Annotated in this window: 13 protein-coding genes; 11 read left to right on the forward strand and 2 right to left on the reverse strand. The window is 63.4% G+C overall.

Features of this window, described 5'->3' with window-relative positions; genetic code table 11:
- Positions 1-299: 299 nt before the first annotated feature.
- Positions 300-2267 (forward strand): relaxase/mobilization nuclease RlxS, encoded by a 1968-nt coding sequence (rlxS, locus tag AC07NK_RS16680; protein WP_495171736.1) that lies wholly within the window; start codon positions 300-302, stop codon positions 2265-2267.
- An 853-nt stretch (positions 2268-3120) separates the two neighbouring features.
- Here the strand turns inward: rlxS and AC07NK_RS16685 are convergent.
- Positions 3121-5631, reverse strand: a complete 2511-nt coding sequence (locus AC07NK_RS16685; RefSeq protein WP_495171737.1) for an RHS repeat-associated core domain-containing protein — start codon at positions 5629-5631, stop codon at positions 3121-3123.
- Between the two features lie 80 nt (positions 5632-5711).
- Positions 5712-7319, reverse strand: a complete 1608-nt coding sequence (locus tag AC07NK_RS16690; RefSeq protein ID WP_495171738.1) for a hypothetical protein — start codon at positions 7317-7319, stop codon at positions 5712-5714.
- Positions 7320-8407: 1088 nt separating this feature from the next.
- Here AC07NK_RS16690 and AC07NK_RS16695 point away from each other — a divergent pair.
- The 10 genes from AC07NK_RS16695 to trbG all read left to right on the forward strand — a co-directional run bounded on the left by AC07NK_RS16695 (position 8408) and on the right by trbG (position 18727).
- A complete protein-coding gene (locus AC07NK_RS16695; protein ID WP_495171739.1) occupies positions 8408-10435 on the forward strand; it encodes a conjugal transfer protein TraG in 2028 nt (675 codons plus the stop codon).
- 11 nt (positions 10436-10446) lie between these two features.
- On the forward strand, positions 10447-10860 hold the full coding sequence (locus tag AC07NK_RS16700; protein ID WP_495171740.1) for a CopG family transcriptional regulator: 414 nt from the start codon (positions 10447-10449) through the stop codon (positions 10858-10860).
- The gene (gene trbB, locus AC07NK_RS16705) at positions 10857-11846 is read left to right on the forward strand and encodes a P-type conjugative transfer ATPase TrbB (protein WP_495171741.1); all 990 of its coding nucleotides are present in this window, start codon (positions 10857-10859) and stop codon (positions 11844-11846) included. The genes AC07NK_RS16700 and trbB overlap by 4 nt, the downstream gene beginning before the upstream one ends.
- 8 nt (positions 11847-11854) lie before the next feature.
- Positions 11855-12184, forward strand: a complete 330-nt coding sequence (locus tag AC07NK_RS16710; RefSeq protein WP_495171988.1) for a TrbC/VirB2 family type IV secretion system protein — start codon at positions 11855-11857, stop codon at positions 12182-12184.
- Positions 12181-12453: a VirB3 family type IV secretion system protein gene (locus AC07NK_RS16715; protein ID WP_495171742.1), complete on the forward strand. Its 273-nt coding sequence runs from the start codon at positions 12181-12183 to the stop codon at positions 12451-12453. Before AC07NK_RS16710 ends, AC07NK_RS16715 begins: the two co-directional genes overlap by 4 nt.
- Positions 12447-14906 (forward strand): conjugal transfer protein TrbE, encoded by a 2460-nt coding sequence (gene trbE / locus AC07NK_RS16720; RefSeq protein ID WP_495171743.1) that lies wholly within the window; start codon positions 12447-12449, stop codon positions 14904-14906. The genes AC07NK_RS16715 and trbE overlap by 7 nt, the downstream gene beginning before the upstream one ends.
- Positions 14903-15637: a P-type conjugative transfer protein TrbJ gene (gene trbJ, locus AC07NK_RS16725; RefSeq protein ID WP_495171744.1), complete on the forward strand. Its 735-nt coding sequence runs from the start codon at positions 14903-14905 to the stop codon at positions 15635-15637. The genes trbE and trbJ overlap by 4 nt, the downstream gene beginning before the upstream one ends.
- 121 nt (positions 15638-15758) lie before the next feature.
- Positions 15759-17054 (forward strand): P-type conjugative transfer protein TrbL, encoded by a 1296-nt coding sequence (trbL, locus tag AC07NK_RS16730; protein ID WP_495171745.1) that lies wholly within the window; start codon positions 15759-15761, stop codon positions 17052-17054.
- 3 nt (positions 17055-17057) lie between these two features.
- Positions 17058-17879: a conjugal transfer protein TrbF gene (gene trbF / locus AC07NK_RS16735; RefSeq protein ID WP_495171746.1), complete on the forward strand. Its 822-nt coding sequence runs from the start codon at positions 17058-17060 to the stop codon at positions 17877-17879.
- Positions 17876-18727 carry a P-type conjugative transfer protein TrbG gene (trbG, locus tag AC07NK_RS16740; protein ID WP_495171747.1) on the forward strand — a complete coding sequence of 284 codons (852 nt, stop codon included), beginning with the start codon at positions 17876-17878 and terminating at the stop codon, positions 18725-18727. Before trbF ends, trbG begins: the two co-directional genes overlap by 4 nt.
- The last annotated feature ends 5 nt before the right edge of the window (positions 18728-18732 follow it).

Below are 18732 nucleotides of genomic sequence, written 5' to 3' on the forward strand. Positions count from 1 at the left end.
GAGGCGATGCCGGTGAGGCGTCGTGTCCCGGCCTTTTCTGTGGGCTGAGGGGAGGGCGAGGCAGGAGGAGAGCGGAAAGCAAGATAGAGGGAATATCTCGCGATATTCCAAGTCATTGTCTGCACATCGTTTTTCGGGAGATTCTGCGAGACACCGCGTTCGTCCGCGAGACAGGGTGGCGGAAATGGCGGATTTCGGGGGCTCTAGCGCCGCATTTGCGAGACTCCTTGAAGCGGCGTGCGAACGCGCCATTGTTGTGGGCGGGGAGCGTCGTTCCAGCCACTGGAAAGGGCGCCGATATGCATGACGACGAGTTCGAGCCGCACCTCGGCCGGATGCGCAGCGGCGGCAAGGAAGCCCGCTATCTGAGCCTGGTGGTCAAAGCGGCGCGGCGTACCGGCCGGCGGACTGGTATCCGCAGCCGCCACTTCGATGGCAGCCGGATCGGGCGGGGCGCGGCGCTTGCGCGTGTGCTTCAGTCCCGCGATCGGCTCGGGGCATTTCGCGCGCGCCGCGTCGTGGTCAAGGCGCGGCTCGCGATGCTGGCGGGAAAGGGTACGGCCGGCGCCAAAGCGCATCTGCGCTATATCCAGCGCGACGGTGTGACCCGCGACGGCGAGCCTGGCGAGCTCTATGCGGCGGACAGGGATATCGCCGACGGCAAGGCGTTCCTCGGCCGCTGCGCAGGCGACCGCCATCAGTTCCGCTTCATCGTCTCGGCCGAGGACGGTGATCAATATCTGGACTTGAAGCCGGTCGTACGCCGGCTGATGGCGCAAATGGAAGCGGATCTTGGAACTCGGCTCGACTGGGTGGCGGTCGACCATTTCAACACGGGGCACCCGCACACTCACATCATGTTGCGCGGCAGGGATGACCGCGGCGAGAATTTGGTGATCGCGCGCGAATATATCGCGCACGGGATTCGCGAGCGCGCGATGGAGATCGTGTCGCTCGACCTCGGGCCGCGCACCGGCCTTGAGATCGAGCAGCGCTTGCGCAGTGACACCAGTGCGGAGCGGCTGACCGCAATCGACCGGCGCTTCATCCGCGACATGGATGGACATCGCGTCGTGAGCGCGGGTGATCCCGATCCTCTCTATCAGTCGCTGCGCGCCGGCCGTCTCCGGAAGCTCGCAAGTCTCGGCCTTGCCGAGCTCCTTGGCGGTGATCGCTGGCGCCTTGCAGGCGGCCTTCCCGATACGCTGCTCCGCATGGGCGAGCGCGGCGATATCATCCGGACGATGCAGCGTGAGCTTGCCGCTGGGAAGCTCGAGCGTGCCCTGGCCGAGCAAGTCATCTTCGACCCGGCGGCCCCGGATGCGGCGCCGGTCATCGGCCGCGTCGTCGCGCGCGGGCTCGCCGATGAGCTCAACGACCGCCATTATCTCATCGTGGACGGGATCGACGGGCGCACCCATTATGCCGAGATCGGCAAGGGCGAAGCGGTCGATCCGATCCCGAAGGATGCGATCGTCCGGATCGCCCCGCGTGCGGGCGGCGTGCGGACGGTCGATCATACCATCGCCGAAATCGCCGCCGCCAATGAAGGGCGCTATTCGATCGATGCGCATCTGCGGCACGATCCAACGGCCACACAGGCGTTCGCCGAAAGTCATGTCCGGCGGCTCGAAGCGATGCGGCGTACCATGCGGAGTGTCGAGCGCGAGCCTGATGGCAGCTGGGTGATCGGGCCCGATCATCTCGACAAGGCTTCCGCCTTTGAGGCGCGACAGCTTCGCGATCGGCCCGTAACGGTCGAGACCCTGTCCACGCTGCCGCTCGGCCGCCTACCGCGAGCAGAAGCCGCAACCTGGCTTGATCGCGAGCTGACCGCAGATGCGCCGACGCCGGTCCGCGATGCAGGCTTCGGGCAAGAGGTCCGGGCCGCGCAGGCGCTGCGACGACAATGGCTGATCGACGAGCGGCTTGCCGAAGAGTGCGACGGACACGTCGTCTATCGGACAGGGATGATCCCCGCACTTCAGCGGCGCGAACTCCTGCGCGTCGCGAACCAGCTTTCCGGCGAACTGGGCCTGCCGTTTACGGAAGCAAGAGTGGGGGAGCGGATCGAAGGCCAGCTCGGCCGCGCAGTCGAGATGACCAGTGGACGGCACGCGCTGATCGCGCGGTCGAGGGATTTCACGCTGTTGCCCTGGCGCCCGATGCTTGAGCCCCATGTCGGTAGAGACGTCGCTGGAGTCTTGCGCGAAACCGGGATCAATTGGACATTCGGGCGTCAGCGTAGCGGGCCTAGCGTGTCGTGAACTGGGCCGTGTCTTGACGGTCCGGTTTCAGCGAACATGGAGGTGCAAGCGGACATGCAGGGTGGAGCGTCTCGTTTACACCGAGAGGTTTGAAGCTGGACCTACTGTGGACGACATCCTTTAGACATCGCGAATGATAAAGTCGCCGTGGGCAGCGGCCTCTGAGTCGACTGAGCCTTATGGTTTGGACCCAAGATGCCCAAATGAGGGGCGCGCGAGTAGAGCGACTAAGTCGGGTAGTTGCTACGTGCCCTTGCGTAGGCAACGTCGTCGCCCTGCTGCTGCCCAGAACTCCTGAGTAGTAAAGCGCAGCCCATGCGCAAGGCGCCCCAGCGGATTATGGCTCGCGCCGGCGTTATCGTCCGCGAAGTAGAGGTTGGACTATGAAGTAAGGCAACCCGCTCCTGTGTATGCTTAACCCTCAAGCGTCAGGACTAGAGAATCGCGCCTGTGTGGTAGGCCTAATAACGCCTAAGTCCTTGGATAGCTTGTTTCTTATGGAAATTAGACAGGACTCTTCCGCGCGCCCTCGCGAAATCCATAGAACAGAAACTAGATATCTATCCATGTAGGCACATTCCGCTCTATTAAAGTACCTTACCAATTTTCTATGTTTTAGGTAAGCTAACGAGCTTTGCCTCACTTTCGCCCGATCTTTAGATTCCATACCCAAAAACGATCTTAGCAACATTGCTTCCATAGTAGATGGCGACGCTGACAGAGCACCACTGCTCAGTAGAGCGTATGTTCTATCGCATATTATTAAGGCTTCCTCATCCTTACCCTTTGAGGCCAATGAGAACGCCTTATCAACCCTTCTAATATTCAGTAGTTCTGAAAACATTTTTCCGGTCTACTCGAAAAGTTTCGATAATACGTCAAGCACTCGCCTAAAACCTTCAACAGCTCTTTGCGGTCCAGTGCTAGGAGATGGTCTCAAACCTACCTGGTCTGGTCGACCGACCTTGGCTTCAAGCGACCGTTCTACTGCATATCCACGAGGAACCTTATCTGGCTGAATTGTCCCTGCTCGTAAGGAAGTCCCGTTTCGATCAGCCCCTGCTGTTGCAACAGTATTGCCAGCGCGTCCCCCTACTACCACGCCGTTTCGATCAGCACTTGCAACTACAGCCTTATCGCCGACGCGCCCCCCTCCCGACGCCCCGTTGCGATCAACATTTGCGGTTGCAGCGGCGTCACCGAATCGCACGGTAGCGGACGCCCCAGAGTCGCGCACCGACGCTTCGCCGCTATAGATCGGATTGCTGACCTTAATGCTGACGCCCGAATCACCATAAGTGACGGTCACTTTTCCGACCAACTGAGGAATTTTAAATTCCTTGTCGTCGCCGGCCAACCCAGTCGGGTCCGTCCGGTTCACCGGATCGTTTGCGACATAAGCGTAGAGGTTGACCTGATCATCATAGCCGATGGGGTCGGTCTGCAAGAACCTCCCGAGCGTCGGCGAGTAGACCCGCGCCTTGTAGTGATACATGCCCAGCTCGGGGATCCAGGCCTGACCGGTATATTGGAACCGCCCTGTATTCGTCGTGCCCGACCCGGCAAAGCCGTTGGGAATGCCATATTCGTCATAGCCGTTCACCGCGATGCGGTTGCCATTGCTATCGGCGATGGCGATGATCGATCCCTGATGGTCCGCGTAAAGATACCGGGGGGAGGCGGTGCTCGAACCGATATACTCGACCAGCGGATCGTCCTGCCCTGCTGCGGGGCCGTGGACATAGCGCTTGAGCATATTGCCCGCGCCATCATATTCAGCGACTAGCGCGTCGCCATCATACAGGAACTGCGTCGTGCCGGTCGACGGTGAGTGGGTCTGCGCCAGCCGTCCCAGCGGATCGTAGCTCAGCGTGACGCCGGTGCCGGTTCCCACCAGCCGGTTCTCGATATCGTAGCTGTAGCTGGTCGTCCCGTCCGAGGTCAGGTTGCCGTTCGCATCATAAGTGAACGACGCGCTGCCCGCGTTCGTATATTGGTTGAGACCGTTGCGCGCATAATTGCGATCGGCGTTTACATGCCCGGTGAACCGGTAGTCGTCACTGTCGCGCGTCCGCGAAACGATCTGGCTTGCCGGGTTGTAGGTGAACGAGGTGGTGACGTTGCCGCCGCCTGCGAACACCAGTCCATAGGTTGATGGTCGCGAGATACCATCATAGAGAAAATAGGTTAAGTGTGACCAAGATGAAGTCGATTGGTCGAACCGATATAGGTTCCTGACCCGCCCCTCGAGATCATAGACCGGATGAAATAGCCTCGTGGTCGAATTTATGTTGGAATAGTATAGACGATCCATCTCGTCCCAATAGTAGTCGAAATACTGCCCATCGGGATGGGTAACCCGCGTACGGTTGCCATTCGCGTCGTGCTGATATGTGAGGATGCGGCCGACGCCGGTGACGTTGCTCTGGCTCGAAACCGGCCGCCCAAAGCCATCATAAAGGGTGGTGACCCCCACACCAGTGGGAGAGTCGAAATTAGCTGACTGCTGCAGCCCGCGCAGATCGTAAATGTAATGGACTGAACGCCCTCCGCCGCTCGGATAAGTCTTGCTGCTGACCCGGTTCAGCGCGTCGTAGCTGTACGAGATCGTCCGCGCGTCGCGCTTGCGCAGGCTGGTGCGGTTGCCATTGGCATCGTAGCCATATTCTTCATAGTCGGACGCGTTGACCGAACCGACCGTGGTGGCTGACGGAAACGTCCACTTCACGCGCCGGTCATGCCCGTCATAGGTAAACTCGGCGCGGTTACCGTTGGCGTCGATGACCGCCTTCTGCTTGCCATTGGGCGTGTATTCGTAGCGCGTATAGTCAATCTGGACGTCGGTCCCGGCCGCCGTCTGCACCTTGAGCAATTGCCCGGCTGCGTCATAGAAGTTGCGCGTGATCCGGTCGGGTCCAGCACTGCCGGCGGACCCATGTGTACACGCACTCGCCGGGAGCGCACCGAACACCGCCGGGTTCATGCGTATCGCCGTGCATTCGAGCCGGCCGAAGCTGTCATAGCTATACTGGGTGACGGTCTGCTCGGTGCCTGGAACTCCCGCAGGTGAAACCGCCTCCTTCACCTTGCGGCCCATCACGTCATAGGTGGTCTCCAGCACCTTGTTGACCGCAAACCCGCTCCAGTCTGCCGGCGCCACGGCTTCGGGCTGCCAGCTTGCCAGCGTCCCGTTCTCGACCCTGATCAGCCGTCCGGCGCCGTCATAGCTATTGCGCACAGCCAGATGCGGGTTACCCCCCGCGCCATCGGGATCGGCCGAGATCGTGCCCGTGACCCGGCGCTCTGCATCATAGCGCGTCGCGCTGGTGTACGGCGACGCTGTGGATTGCGCCGCAGCCGGCACCACTGCCAGAGCGACCAAGCCCAATGCGCCACCGATGACGCTCGCAGCGATCCGCGTGCGACGCCCCCTCCCGCCGAAGATCATGCGCATGTCGAGAGGCCCGCACGCGGTGCGGTTTCCCAGATCTTGTTGCCTTCGCCATCATAGCCGTAGCAGGTCCGCAGCGTCTGCCCGTCCGCAGTCACCGCCTTGCCCTTAAGCAACAGGTTACTCGGGCTCGAGGCGTTGCCGGCCTCATATTGGTAGCTCACCACCACCTCGTCCGTCGCGCCCGCGGCACAGGCGGCGCCCACCGTCGCGCTCGTCCGGCAGGTTCGCTCCTCCGACACGAGCCACACCGGACTTGCCGCTTGCGCGTATCCCCCGCCCGACGCCGCCAGCCACGCATAGTGCTGCGCATAGGCATAGCGCTTCACCGGCTGCACGCCCCCAACCGCGGCCCCCGTCTCCGTCAGCACGCCGCCATGGGCCGAGGCATAGGTGTAGGAGGTGGTGTTGAGGTTCGGGTCCGTGACGCTCGACGGCTTGTTACAGGTTTTCGGATCGCTGCACGTCGAAGTATAGACAGCCGTCGACGTGATATCCGCGATCCCCGAACCCGGCTTCGCTCTCCTGATGGTCTGATAGATATTTCCGCGACTATCGCGCAGATAGTCGGTTCGGCCACCTTCCGGCTCAGTCACCGCTGCGACATCTACCGTCTCATTTTCCAGGCGGTCGGCTGCTTCGTAAACGATCGTGGTAGTGCGTCCGAGCGGGTCAACGATCGACTGTGGCATCCCGCCCGTCCCCACTTCCACCGTTGTGGTCTGCGTGCCGTTCGCCGTCATCGTCACCGTGTTCCATAACCACGGGAAATAATAGGGCTCATTGGGGGCACGGCATTGCGCGGTCGTGGGTGAATAAGTGTAGGTCTCACCGGTCGCGGTCTGCTGCGAGACGATCGGATCCTGCAAGAAGCGGATGGGATCGGTGTAGCCGGGATCCCACGGAATGGGCGGGCATTCGCCATAGGTGTTGCTGATCTTGCACTGGGACGCGCCCGGATCCCTCACGCAGCTCAAATGGTCATGCGGCGAATAGCCATAGGTGGCGGTCGCACCGCCCTTGGTCACCGAAGTCAGGTTCTGTGCGTAGGTGTAATACGCCCCGTCTGTGTAACCGTATGTCGCACTGCGCGCGCCCGCCGGGCAGGTGGAGGTCGCCAACACATAGGTTCGTGAAAGGTTCACAACGCAAGCCGTTGTCGGTCTATCGAACAGGATGGCCCAGCCGCGGTTGCTGAAGATGCTTTTGAGCATCGTCGAGTAGTTGAAATCGAGTCGCGTCCCGTCAGGATAAGTGATGTCGGAGACTTTTGCGTTGGAAACGCCCGGCGTGAAGTTTGTCACTGTTCCGTCCGACTCGGTCAGTGTGTAATAACCCGACATGGTCGTGCCGTTGAAAACCAGCGTCACACCATTTTTCGAAACGGATTCATAGTTTCCCCAGGGCACATGGGTCGGGTTCTGCGCCGTCCCTCCTGAAGTACCGCCAATGAAGGCGTAGGACTTCATCCCGATGCTGATGTGATAAAGCCAGGGCCACCGGTGGGCGACCGGCGAGACCATGGCGTCGGGATGCTGGGGAAGCCGCTCGTTGCTCACATAGGTGGCGAAATTGTCGGTCCATCCCATCGCATTGAACATGCCCGAACGCGGTGGCCGGGTACTGCTGTAGGAACGGCGAAAGGTGATTCCCTCGTGCCCTTCCCCGCCGATGGACAGATCCTCCTCGTCATAGGTGAATGTCAGCGTGCGATAGCTGACACCAGTCGGACTCTTCGAATCATGGCGAGGCGGGGGCGCCGTCTGCGCTGAAGCGACACCTGCAACAAGAAGCGCAGAAAGAGCGAGGCAGGAAGCCGGTGACGGCCGCGTATATGTCATGCGAGAATCTATCCTGATTGAGGCGATGCATTTCTTAGACGCCAAGTTCAGCTGATGGCCGCGAGCGAGGCGCTCACCTGCTCGACCGAAGCGGCCCGGCCGGCAGTCTTCAGGGCGCAGGTGTGGGTGTGGGCGCTGGCAGCGGGGCCGACAGCGGATAGATCGTTGTAATGCAGGCCGCCGCCCCGGAGACCGCCGTCACATAACGCTCGCGATTGCTCGCTGCATCGTAGCAGATCGCGGTGTTGGTGCCGTTGTCCGGCCCGCCAGATACTGACGACGTGCGCAACCGGCCCTGCGCATCGTAAGAATAGGTGACTGTCTCAGCACCGTTGGCGACCGACCCGGATATCCCAGCAATAGCGCAACTTGCCAGCAACAGCACGCGGCAATGTCGAAGCATACGCGATCCCCCTCTACCCGAATCCTTTGAAAGATAGGCACGTCCCCGAAACAAAAACAATTGCGAAAGAGGCCCGGTTCGGATCGTTCGTTATCAGGTTCCAATCGAACGCCCGCGGCATACCTCCGTTTTCTCAAGGGCCAGTCGCTGCAACCCGACCGGCGCCTGAGTGGGCGGCAGCTTTCGGAGCCACCCGCGTGGGTACGAATGACCGCAATCAGGGCGCAGAGCGGACGCTCCCATGCCGAACGCCAACGATTCGAGTTGTCGAAGGTCATTGTATCTCACCGAGCCTTAGAATGACCTAGCTCCTGCAATCGAGCGGCGCCGATAGTGGGGTGGCGGCGGGATGCGGTGCAGTGCGGTGGAACGACGCTATCACCTAGATATCCACTAATGCGACTTTCTCCGAGTCAGGACGGATGTCCTTCCCGGAGTAGATTTCATGACTCCTACCAGCCTGTTGATCGGCCAGATCGTCGCCGTCTTCGCAATCGTCGTTGCGGGCATTTGGGCCGCGACCCAGTGGTGCGCTGCGATGCTTGGCTATCAGGCGCAACTCGGCCCGGCATGGTTTTCGCTGCTCGGGACACCGGTCTACGAGCCATGGGCGATCTTTCCGTGGTGGTATCACTACGAAGCCTATGCGCCCGAGGTTTTCGACCGGGCGGGGACACTGGCTGCTGCCAGCGGATTTCTCGGCTGTGTTGCCGCGATCGTGAGTTCGCTCTGGCGCGCGCGACAGTCGCGGTTCGTCACCACCTACGGCTCCGCGCGTTGGGCCAATCCGCGAGAGATTGAGCGCTCTGGTCTGTTCAAGGACGCGGGTGTCTTCCTGGGTCGGCTTCGCGGGCAGTATCTGCGGCACGACGGTCCCGAGCATGTCATGGCGTTTGCGCCGACCCGTTCGGGCAAGGGAGTCGGCCTGGTCGTTCCGACGCTGCTGAGCTGGACCGGCAGCACCGTCGTCCACGACATCAAGGGTGAGAATTGGCAGCTGACCGCAGGCTGGCGCGCGCGATTCAGCCACACATTGCTGTTCAACCCGACCGACATCCGCTCCGCCCGGTACAATCCATTGATCGAGGTGCGTCGCGGCGAGCACGAGGTTCGCGATGTCCAGAACATCGCGGACATCTTGGTCGATCCTGAAGGCGCGCTCGAACGGCGCAACCATTGGGAAAAGACCTCTCACTCGCTGCTCGTCGGCGCGATCCTCCACATCCTCTATGCTGAAGAAGAAAAGACGCTCGCCCGCGTCGCGACCTTCCTCTCCGATCCGCAGCGGCCTTTCACTGCCACGCTCAAGCGCATGATGGAGACCAACCATATTGGCACAAAAGATGTGTCGAAGGTCCATCCGGTCGTCGCGTCCGCAGCGCGCGAGGTGCTGAACAAGAGCGAGAATGAGCGGTCGGGTGTGCTCAGCACGGCCATGTCGTTCCTTGGCCTCTACCGGGATCCAACTGTGGCGGCGGTGACCTCACGCTGCGACTGGCGCATCGCCGACCTGGTTGAGGCCGAGCACCCCGTCTCGCTCTACCTGGTCATTCCGCCTTCCGACATCTCGCGCACCAAGCCGCTCGTTCGCCTGATTCTCAACCAGATCGGCCGTCGCCTGACCGAGAAGCTCGACGGGGCAGGGGAAGGTAGCCGCAAGCATCGGCTGCTGATGATGCTGGACGAGTTTCCTGCGCTCGGCCGGCTCGACTTCTTCGAAACCAGCCTGGCCTTCATGGCCGGCTACGGTGTGCGCGCCTTCCTGATCGCCCAAAGCCTCAATCAGATCGAAAAGGCCTATGGCGAGCACAACTCGATCCTCGACAATTGCCATGTTCGCATCGCCTTCGCCACGAATGACGAGCGGACGGCACGGCGGATTTCCGATGCACTTGGCGTTGCCACCGAGCAGCGTGCGATGCGCAACTATGCTGGCCATCGCCTCGCGCCGTGGCTCGCGCACGTCATGGTCAGCCGGCAGGAGACTGCGCGGCCACTGCTGACCCAGGGCGAGGTGATGCAGCTTCCGATCACCGACGAGTTGGTGTTGGTCTCGGGGTTCGCGCCGATCCGCGCGAGGAAGCTGCGCTACTACGACGACCGCAATTTTCGCAGCCGTCTCGCGCCGCCTCCAGCGCTGCAAGAGGGGGCCTACGCCGATCGGCCCGACCCACGTACCGATGACTGGGGCGGACTGGTCGGTGCTCTCGATAGGCGGCTCGGCGGGGTCGGAGAGAAGCTCGATTCTGAAGATCAGGATGGTCTCCAGCAGCAGCGTCATCCGGGACTGGGCGAGGAAGCGGCGAAGAAGCCCGAACCGCCGCGACAGCTCGATCTGCTCGGTCTCGACAAGGACGACAGCGATCCGGCCAGCGACAAGCGCGCGATGGATCGCGCCCGTCTGGTCAGCGCGGTGGTTCGCGCCCACGCCATCAACCAGTCGCGCGACCACGACGCGCTGCCGAGCTTCTGAAGGTGACTGGGATGAAGCCGAAGCGCGTCCGCTACCAGCTCTTCCTCCCCGAGGATCTGAGCCAGCGCCTGGAGACGCTCGCAGCGAAACCCGGCGCGTCTAAGTCGTCGATCCTCGCTGACGCGCTTGCTGCCTGGCTCAACCGGCAGGCGGCGAGTGAGCTCGAGAACCGCTTCAGCCAGCGGCTCGATCGCATGACGATGGCGCTGGGCAGGATCGAGCGTGACGGACATGTGCTGCTCGAAAGCCTCGCACTTTTCGTACGTTACGAACTGATGGTGCAGGCGCCGCTCGCCGAGGCCGACGAGGCGGCCCGAGCGGTCGGCCGCGACCGCTTCAATGCGTTTGTGACGCGTGTCGGCGAGGCGCTCGCCAGCGGCCAGCGGACCTTGGGTCTCCTGAAGACCGATGGAGGCTCGCGATGAGTGATACGCTCTCCGCTGAGCGTCGCAGGGCGATGCTGCGCACAGCGATGGGACCGACGATCGCTGCCGCACTCGCCGACGCAAGCGTGCTCGAGATCATGGTCAATCCCGACGGCGTGCTGCGCCTCGACCGATTGGGCGAAGGCCGGATCGAGACTGGTGCGCGCTATGACCCCGCGCAGGTCGAGCGGATCATCCGCCTGGTCGCCAGCCATGCCCGAACCGAAGTCCATGGCCAGGCGCCGATCGTCTCGGCCGAGCTGCCGCCGCACGGCGAGGGGGCAGGGGAACGGTTCGAGGGAGTCCTGCCTCCGGTAGCACTCGCGCCGTGCTTCTCGATCCGCAAGCCCGCCGGCAAGATCTACACGCTGCTCGACTATGTGAACGATGGGATCGTATCGGTGGAGACAGCGCGGCTGCTCAGCCTTGCTGTGGTTGAGCGCCGGAACATCCTGATCGCCGGCGGCACGAGTTCGGGCAAGACGACGCTCGCCAATGCCCTGCTCGCCGAGATGGCGCATCTCGACGAACGCGTGCTGATCATCGAGGACACGCGTGAGCTGCAATGCGCCGCGCGAGACGTGGTTGCGCTTCGCACGCGACCCGGCAGCGTCACTATGGCCGATCTGGTGCGCTCGACGCTGCGCCTGCGCCCGGACCGGATCATCGTCGGCGAGGTGCGCGGGCGCGAGGCGCTCGACATGCTGAAAGCGTGGAACACCGGGCACCCCGGCGGCATCGCCACAGTTCACGCGAACAGCGCCATCTCCGCGCTCTACCGGCTCGAGCAGCTCGTGCAGGAGAGCGTCGTCACCGTGCCCCGCCGGCTGATCGCCGAGGCGATCGACATGATCGTGTTCATTTCCGGGCGAGGCCTTGCCCGCCGTGTCGACACCATCGCGCGCGTCGGGGGCCTGGATTCTGACGGAAACTACGCGGTCCTCGACCTAACCCCCGATCCCACCAGCCATTGCGAAGGAGAATAGCCTTGCGCCTGCCCCGCGTCTCTCAAACCAGCAACATCGTCACCATCGCGACGGCCGCTGCACTCGGTCTCGCCATCGCCACCACCGCGCAGGCCGCGGGCTCGGGTATGCCCTGGGAGGAGCCGCTCCAGCAGGTGCTGGAATCGGTCCAGGGGCCGGTCGCCAAGATCGTCGCGGTGATCATCATCATCGTCACTGGGCTGACGTTGGCATTCGGCGAAACTGCGGGCGGGTTCCGCCGGCTCATTCAGATCGTCTTCGGTCTCTCGATCGCCTTTGCCGCGTCGAGCTTCTTTCTCAGCTTCTTCAGCTTCGGCGGTGGGGCACTGATCTCGTGATCGGCACCGGGCAGCATATCGAAGGCTTCGAGGCGCCGGTGCATCGGGCCCTGGTGGAGCCGATTCTGCTTGGCGGGGCGCCGCGCGCGATCGCGATTCTCAACGGCACGGTCGCGGCGGCGCTTGGCCTCGGTCTCCAGCAATGGATCGCGGGCCTCGTCATCTGGGCGTTCGGGCATACGCTCGCAGTGTTTGCGGCCAAGCGCGATCCCGACTTCGCGCCCGTACTCGCCCGCCACCTTCGTCAGAAGGGACGGCTGTCATGCTGAGCCTTCGTGAATATCGCCGCCGCGCCGATCGGCTTGCCGATCATCTGCCCTGGGCAGCGCTGGTCGCGCGCGGCGTCGTCCTCAACAAGGACGGCAGCTTCATGCGCGTGCTCGCCTTTCGCGGGCCTGATCTGGAATCCGCGACCGAGGCTGAATTGGTCGCTGCCTGTGCACGCGCAAACAATGCCTTGAAACGCTTCGGCTCGGGTTGGGTTCTGCAGTTCGAAGCCGAGCGGCGCGAAGCTCTGGGCTATCCCAGCAGCGCGTTCCCGGAAGCGGCTTCCTGGCTTGTCGAGGAGGAACGCCGCGCCGCGTTCGAGAGCGCAGGCGCGCACTTCGAGAGCCGCTACTATCTGACGCTCACCTTTCTGCCTTCGCCCGACCAGGCGGACATGGCCGGCCGCGCGCTTGTCGAGCGCAGCGACGAGGTGAAAGGGCGCGACTGGCGCCAGGCGCTGGTCGGCTTCATCGCGGAAACCGATCGCGCATTGGATCTGTTCAGTGGCTTCATGCCCGAGATCCGCGCGCTCGACGATGCCGAGACGCTGACTTTCCTGCACGGCACCGTCTCGACACGGCGTCACCCGGTCGCCGTCCCCGAAACCCCGATGTATCTGGATGGCCTGCTGACGGACACGCCGCTGATCGGCGGTCTCGAGCCCATGCTTGGCGACGAACATCTTCGTACGCTCACGATCCTGGGTTTCCCCAATCTCAGCCGTCCCGGCATACTCGATGCGCTCAATCACGAGGGCTTCAGCTATCGTTGGGTCACGCGATTCATCGCGCTCGACAAGACCGACGCGGTCCGGGCGCTGACGAAGCTGCGCCGGCAATGGTTCAACAAGCGCAAGTCGATCACCGCGCTCCTGCGCGAGGTGATCTACAATCAGCCCGTCCAGCTCCTCGACAGCGACGCTGACAACAAGGTGGTCGATGCCGATCTGGCGCTGCAGGTGCTCGGTGCCGATCATGTTGCGTTCGGATATCTGACGACCACGATCACCCTTGCCGACGAGGATCGCGTTCGCGTGGAGGAGAAGGTCCGCGCGGTCGAACGGATCGTCAACGGACTTGGCTTCACCTGCATCCGCGAGAGCATCAATGCGGTCGAGGCCTGGCTTTCGAGCCTGCCGGGCCATGCCTACGCCAATGTCCGCCAGCCGCTCGTTCACACGCTGAACCTTGCCCACCTCATGCCGCTGTCGTCGGTCTGGGCCGGGCCGGCGCGCAACCCTCAACTGGGTGGACCGCCGTTGCTCTATGCCGAGACCAGCGGATCGACGCCGTTTCGCCTGAGCACGCATGTCGGCGATGTCGGGCATTTGGCTGTAGTCGGCCCAACTGGTGCGGGGAAGTCGGTGCTGCTCGCGCTGCTCGCGCTCCAGTTCCGGCGCTATCCGGACAGTCAGGTCTATATCTTCGACAAGGGATATTCGGCCCGTGCCGCTACTCTCGCGATGGGCGGCGCGCACCATGCACTTGGTCTCGGCGGGGAGGATGGCGAAGGGGGCAGGGCAATCGCCTTTCAGCCCTTGCGGCGTATCGACAGGACTGACGAGCGTGCCTGGGCAGCGGAATGGATTGGTGCGCTGCTCGCACACGAGAAAGTGCTCGTCACGCCGGAGATCAAAGAAGCAATCTGGTCGGCTTTGACGAACCTAGCGACCGCGCCGGTCGAGGAACGCACATTGACCGGTCTGTCGCTGCTGCTCCAGTCGGCACCGCTGCGCTCCGCGCTCGCGCCCTATACGCTCGAAGGGCCATTCGGCCGTCTGCTCGATGCAGCGGAAGACGATCTCGCCATCGCCGATGTCCAGTGTTTCGAGACCGAAGCGCTCATGGACCAAGCGGGCGTGGTCGCGCCCGTCCTGACCTATCTGTTCCATCGGCTCGAGGCGCGCTTCACAGGAAGGCCGACGCTGCTCATCCTCGACGAAGCCTGGGTGTTCCTCGACCATCCGTTGTTCGCGGCGCGCATCCGCGAGTGGCTGAAGGTGCTGCGCAAACGCAATGTCGCCGTGGTGTTCGCGACTCAAAGCCTCGCCGACATCGCCGATTCGACGATTGCTCCTTCGATCATTGAGAGCTGCCCGCAGCGGATATTGCTCCCGAACGACCGCGCGATCGAGCCGCAGAGCCAGGCCGCCTATGTCCGCTTCGGGCTGAATGCGCGGCAGATCGAGTTGGTCAGCCGGGCGATCCCCAAGCGGCAGTATTACCTCCAGTCGAGGCGTGGCAACCGCCTCTTCGAGCTGGGCCTCGGCCCGATCGCCCTAGCCCTGTGCGGCGCGTCCGACCCTGAAAGCCAGAAGGCCATCGATGCCCTGCTCGCTGAGCACGGCGCTGCGGATTTCGCCGCGCGCTTCCTTGGCCATTCCGGCCTCGGCTGGGCCGCATCGCTGCTCGCCGATTTTCCAGATCCCTCAGCCCCCGAAGGAGAAGCCCCATGAAGAAATATGTGATTTCCGCCCTGCTTGGAACGGGAGCAGCCGGTGCGCTGACCGCAGGCGTCATGACGAGCATGCCGGCGTCCGCGCAGCTCAGTGTCTTCGACCCGTCGAACTATTCGCAGAACCTGCTCACCGCCGCGCGAACGCTCCAGCAGATCAATAACCAGATCCAGAGCCTCCAGAACGAAGCGCGGATGCTCATCAACCAGGGCAAGAACCTGACCCGGATCGATTTCCCACAGCTCGACCAGCTTCGTCAGAAGCTCGCGGAGATCGATCGGCTGATGGGGCAGGCCCAGGGAATCGATTTCCGTGTCGACCAACTCGACGAGCGGTTCCGCCAGCTTTTCCCGAGTAGCTTCGGTCAGGCACCAGGCCGCGATCAGCGCGCCGCCTCGGCCAAGGAGCGGCTCGACACTGAAATGGCCGCGTTCCGGCAGACGATGGCCGTTCAGAGCGGTATCGTCGAGAATGTCCGCGATGACGCGCAGACCCTGAAGGCCATCGTCGACAGGAGCCAGGGCGCCGAAGGCTCATTGCAGGTCAGCCAGGCGACCAACCAGCTTCTTGCGCTGACCGCCAAGCAGCAGTTTCAGATCCAGACGCTGATGGCGGCGCAGTTCCGCAGCGAGGCGCTCGAGGCTGCCAAGCGTGGACAGAGCGCGCGCGAGGCGCGTGAGCGGACCAACCGCTTCCTGGGCGACGGCAAGGCCTACACGCCGCGGCAATGAGCTGGGGCGGCGCTGGCTTCGCTCCCCGCCAGTGCCGTTCCGTCGCGGGGGCAGACGGCTCGCCCCCTCGGTCTCTGGTCCCCGCGACACCTTTTCAAGCGTCACGCAGGAATCCGCGCATATGGATGACCTCAACGTCATCGATCAGTTCATGGATGCCTTCATTCGCTACATCGACAGCGGCTTCGGGCTGCTGGGTGGCGATATCGGCTTCCTGACCACGATCCTGATCGGCATCGACATCACGCTTGCCGGTCTGTTCTGGGCGCTTGGCGGCGAGGACGACGTGCTCGCCAAGTTCCTCAAGAAGATCCTCTATGTCGGGGTCTTCGCGCTCATCCTGAACAGCTTCTCGACGCTTTCCGACATCATCTTCCGCAGCTTCGCGGGGCTTGGCCTGACCGCAGGCGGAAGCGCGATCAGCGCCGAGGACCTGTTGATGCCGGGACGGCTCGCTGGAACCGGGTTCGAAGCAGCCTGGCCGTTGCTCGAGCAGGCCAAGGAACTGGTCGGACCGGTCAGCTTCTTCGAGAATTTCATCGAGATCGCGGTGCTGGTGATCGCTTGGGTGGTGGTCATTGCGGCCTTCTTCATTCTCGCGATCCAGCTCTTCATCACGATCCTCGAGTGCAAGCTGACGAGCCTTGCCGGCTTCGTGCTGGTACCATTCGCGCTGTGGAACCGCACTGCCTTCCTCGCCGAACGCGTGCTCGGCAATGTCGTGAGTTCCGGCATCAAGGTCCTGGTGCTCGCCGTCATCGTCGGCATCGGCTCGAACTATTTCGCCGACTTCACGAGCGCGATCACGGGTGACGCGGTGTCGATCGAGCAGGCCGTTTCACTGATGCTTGCGAGCCTCGCGATCTTCGGGCTCGCGATCTTCGGCCCCAGTATCGCCTCCGGCCTTGTCGCCGGCGCGCCGCAACTGGGTGCCGGATCAGCGATCGCGACGACCGCGCTTGCCGCGGGCGGCATCGCGATGGGCGGTACTGCTGCTGTCGGTGCAACAGCAGGCATCGCCGGTGCGGGTCTTGCCGCCATCAGGGCGGGCACGACGATGGGGAGCGCCGCGTCGACCGCCTACAAGCTCGGGCAGGAAACATCCGGCCAGTCGAGTATCGGCGCGGGCCTAGGCGGCATGGCGAGCACCGCCAAAGGGGCAGCCGGCGATCGCCTTCGCAGCGCCTTTGGTCTCCGTGCCGCCGTTGAACGTGGCAAGCAGGCTGCCTGGGCCGCCGGAAGCGGCTCGACTGGCAATAGTGGCATCGCCGATGCCGCCGGATCCATGCCGGCCTGGGCGCAGAAGCTCCAGTCCACGCAAGCGTCCCGTCACCGCCGCCAGATGGCGGTCCAGACCATCCAGGGCGGTGATCGTGGCGGCGGAGGCATCACACCAGACATTCGGGAAAGGGATTGAACCATGCGATTCAAGCGGGCTGTCGAGCGATATGGGCGAACGCCCGAACCGGAGACGCCCTATCAGCGTGCCGGGCAGCTTTGGGACGAGCGGATCGGCTCCGCCCGCGTGCAGGCCAGGAACTGGCGGCTGATGGCGTTCGGCGGGCTGTTTCTGACCGCCGGCCTGTCGGTCGCACTGGTCTGGCAGTCGATGCAGAGCCGTGTCGTGCCCTATGTAGTCGAGGTCGATCGCCTGGGTGAGGCGCGCAACGTCATGCCCGCCGCGGTCGACTATCGGCCGACCGACCCGCAGATCGCCTGGCACCTTGGGCGCTTCGTTACCAATCTGCGGTCCCGCTCTCTCGATCCGGTGCTGATGCGCGAGAGCTTGCTGTCGGCCTATGATTTCGCGACCGAGCGGGGAGCGCTCTTCCTCGGCGAATATGCCCGGACCTCCAATCCGTTCGCCGAGGTCGGCCGCAAGACCGTGTCGGTGCAGGTCACGAGCGTGGTCCGCGCATCGGACACCAGCTTTCAGGTCAAATGGACCGAGAGCGCCTATGAGCGCGGCAGTCTCGCGAGCACGTCTCGTTGGACCGCGATGCTGACCGTGAAGGTGCAGCCGCCGCGCTCAGCCGAAGTCCTGCGCAAGAACCCGCTGGGCCTCTATGTCGATGCGATCGACTGGAGCCGCGAACTGGAAACGCCCGCCGAGCGTGCGACCCCGTCGCCAGCGGAAGCCCCGATGGCTGCACCGCCTGCCGGCCTGCCACTCGGCTCGCCCCTCGATCCGACCCTCGCGCAGCCTCAAGCCGCCCCCTCTCCGGAAAGGAACGCCCGATGATCCGTGCCATACTGCTGTCGGCAAGCATGACCGTCCTCGCCATGCCCGCCGCGGCGCACGCGCGAGAGGCTGTATCGCCGATCGACCGCGTCGCAGCCGCGAACAGGGCCGCGTTGCGTGAGCCGGCGCGCGAAGGATACATCAATGCCGTTCAGGTCTACCCCTATTCGGAAGGGACACTCTACCGGCTCTATGCCGCGCCGGAGCGCGTGACCGACATCATGTTGCAGCCCGGCGAAGCGATCATCTCGGTGGCGGCCGGCGACACGGTGCGCTGGACGGTCGGCGACACGACCAGTGGAGGCGGGGAGGGCACGCGCGTCCATATCTTGGTGAAGCCATTCGCGGCGGGATTGAGCACGAATCTGGTCATCACGACCGACCGGCGGGCTTATCACCTCCATCTTCAGAGCACGCCCAAGAGCGCGATGGCGGCATTGTCCTGGAGCTATCCGCAAGACGAGCTCGTCGCGATCCGCCGACGCGAGGCCGAGGCTAGGGCGGCGACGCCGGTCGCATCGGGCCTTGCGGTTGAGAGCCTCAACTTCGGCTATGCGATCCGGGGCGACAAACCCGCCTGGAGGCCGATCCGCGCGTTCGATGATGGGTGTCAGACCTATATCGAATTCAGTCCGGATATCGCGGTCGGCGAGGCGCCACCGCTGTTCGTCATCGGCGACGATGGCGAAGCCCAGCTCGTCAATTACCGGGTCGCCGGACGCTATTATGTCGTCGATCGCCTGTTCGGCGCGGCCGAACTGCGCCTTGGCGGCAAGAAGCAGAAGGTCGTCCGGATCGAGCGCATATCCGAGCGGCGGCCACGCCGTGAGGCGGCGAGGGTGTCGTGACTGAC

This window comes from Sphingomonas sp. GW821-FHT09B04, assembly GCF_059418285.1.